Genomic DNA, 2,343 nt, shown 5'->3' with positions numbered 1-2,343 from the left:
CCTGCCGCTGGCGGTGGGCGTCATCGGCTTGTGCGTGCTGCTGTGGCCGGGCGAGCTGCAGGTGCACACGCTGCCGTGGCTGTTGCTGGTGTTCCCGCTGTGGGTCGGCGCCATGTCGCTGGCTTTCGTGTTTCCCAGCGGCGCGCGCGCGTGGCTGTGGCTGGGCGCTGCGACCGCACTGTGCTACGTGGCGCTTTACCTGCTCAAGGCCACCCACCTCGTGCAGGTGACCCCATGAAGGCCGCGACCCTGCGCCAGTTCCTGTCGGCGCACAGCTGGATGGGCCTGCTCGCCGGCATGGCCCTGTTCATCGCCTTCTACGCCGGGGCGATCAACGTGTTCACCCACGACCTGGAGCAGTGGCCGCGCCCGGCCGCGGTGCAGGCCCCGGCATTGCCGCCGGAGCAGGCCGCGCAGGCGCTGGCCGATGCGGTGCTGGCGCGGCATCCGGCGCTGGCCGAGTCGTACACGCTGATGCTGCCCGGCGAGGGCCGCACGCAGCCGCAGTTGTTCGCGTTCGGGCCGGCCGCGGAGCAGGCCTTCGGCGGCATGGTGCAGTTCCAGCCCGGTGCCGACGGGCAGCCGGTGCAGCTGCCGCAGCGCAGCGGCTTCGTCGCGTTCCTGTACGACCTGCACTTCACTGCCGGGCTGCCGCGCACCTTCGGCACCTACCTGTTCGGCGTGGTCTGCCTGCTGTACGGGGTGGCCCTGGTCAGCGGCGTGGTGCTGTACGCGCCGGTGCTGCTCAAGGACCTGTTCGCGCTGCGCCGCGGCCGCAACGTCAAGCGCTTGTGGCAGGACGCGCACAACGCCATCGGCATGCTGTCGCTGCCGTTCCACGTGATCTTCGCCTGGTCCGGCGCGGTGCTGACCCTGGGCGTGCTGCTGCTGGCGCCGTTCCAGTACCTGGTGTTCGACGGCAAGCTGATGCAGGTGCTGCAGCCGGACTTCGAACTGGCGCCGCACGTGCAGCCCGCGCACGTGCCTGCGCCGATGCTGCCGGTGGCCGAGCTGGTGGCACGGGCGCGCGCGGCCAATCCCGGCTTCGTGCCTGAGAGCCTGTCCTTCCACGATGCCGGCGACGCCAATGCGCAGGTAGAGCTGTACGGCCACCAGGAGCAGCGCCGGCTCAACACGCTCGGCGGCGTGGCGCTGCGCGCGGCCGACGGCCAGGTGTTGCGGGTGCTGTCGCCGCAGACCATGTCGCCGGGTGTGGCCGCGCTGCGCGGCCTGCAGACCCTGCACTTCGGCGACTACGGGCGCTGGCCGCTGCAGTGGCTGTACTTCCTGCTCGGGCTCGGCGGCGCGTTCCTGTTCTACAGCGGCAACCTGCTGTGGGTGGAAGCGCGGCGCAAGCGCCGCCAGGTCGCGCAGCCGTTGCGCACCCACGTCATGGCGCGGCTGACCACCGGCGTCTGCCTGGGCTGCGTGGCCGGGGTGTCGGCGCTGTTCGTGGCCGCGCGCCTGTTGCCGCCGGGGATGGAGCGCTGGGCGTACTACGCCGTGTTCGCGCTCGGCGTGGCCTGGGCGCTGCTGCGTCCTACCGCGCGCGGCGCCTACGAACTGCTGCTGGCCTGTGCGGTGCTGACCGCGCTGGTGCCGCTGGCCGGGTTGCGCGGCGCCGCCGGCTGGGTGGCGCCGTGGAGCAGCGGGACGCTGCTGGCCATCGACGCCTGCGCGCTGGCGCTGGCCTGGGCCTACTGGCAGATGGCGCGCGCCGCGTATCGCCGCGGGCAGGGCGGCGATCCACACAGCGTGTGGGCGTTCCCGCCGCCGCGCTGACGCTCGCCCTGCCGTGCCAAGGCGGCGCGGCAGGGCGCTGCTGTCACGCAACCGATCGTCCCAAAAGTGGACAATCACGCGCCGGTGCTTTTTCATGGTCTCGACGTGGGCACCGCAGCGTCCGCGCGAAACCGAATCGGGTGACACGATTTGATGTGACCTGATCCGCACTTCGCGCCGCGTTGCCGTCGACAGGGGACTGCATGCACGAGCGTTACCAGGAGCCACACGACGCACCGCCGGGCGAGGCCTACGCGGCGCAATTGCGCAAGGGATTCGCCGCGCTGCGTTTCGATCCTCCGCTGGAACGGGCGTACCGCCACTACACCGCCGCCACGCTGGGCTTCGCGCAGCGCGTGGCGGCCTCGCTGGGCGTGTTGATCGCGCTGCTGCTGCTGGGCTGGGACGCGGTGCATTTCGGCTGGCGCGGCGGCGGCCTGCTCGGCTATGCGGTGGCGGTGCGCGTGGCGACCCTGCTGGCGTTGCTGTGGGTGGCGGCGGCGATCCATCGCGCCGACACGCACGGCCCCGGCCGCGCCGCGCTGTTGCTGCTGGTCGGCG

At 72.1% G+C, this 2,343-nt stretch carries 2 protein-coding genes and 1 pseudogene; all 3 read left to right on the top strand.

What is annotated here, in order from left to right; all coding sequences use genetic code 11:
- Position 1: 1 nt before the first annotated feature.
- Positions 2-238, top strand: a complete 237-nt coding sequence (locus D180_RS10685) for a hypothetical protein (protein ID WP_051064805.1) — start codon at positions 2-4, stop codon at positions 236-238.
- Positions 235-1,782 carry a PepSY-associated TM helix domain-containing protein gene (locus D180_RS10680; RefSeq protein WP_017912784.1) on the top strand — a complete coding sequence of 516 codons (1,548 nt, stop codon included), beginning with the start codon at positions 235-237 and terminating at the stop codon, positions 1,780-1,782. The genes D180_RS10685 and D180_RS10680 overlap by 4 nt, the downstream gene beginning before the upstream one ends.
- A gap of 203 nt (positions 1,783-1,985) precedes the next feature.
- Positions 1,986-2,343 (top strand): annotated as a pseudogene (locus D180_RS10675) (GGDEF domain-containing protein); the annotation flags it as partial.

Source organism: Xanthomonas sp. SHU 166 (assembly GCF_000364685.1).
GTDB classification, from domain to species: domain Bacteria; phylum Pseudomonadota; class Gammaproteobacteria; order Xanthomonadales; family Xanthomonadaceae; genus Xanthomonas_A; species Xanthomonas_A sontii.
The sequence above is the reverse complement of the archived record's forward strand: the minus strand, read 5'-3'. Positions and strand labels throughout refer to the sequence as shown.

Excerpts from the sequence above, each read along its gene's own strand:
- D180_RS10680 (WP_017912784.1), top strand. The coding sequence starts at position 235 with ATGAAGGCCGCGACCCTGCGCCAGTTCCTGTCGGCGCACAGCTGGATG.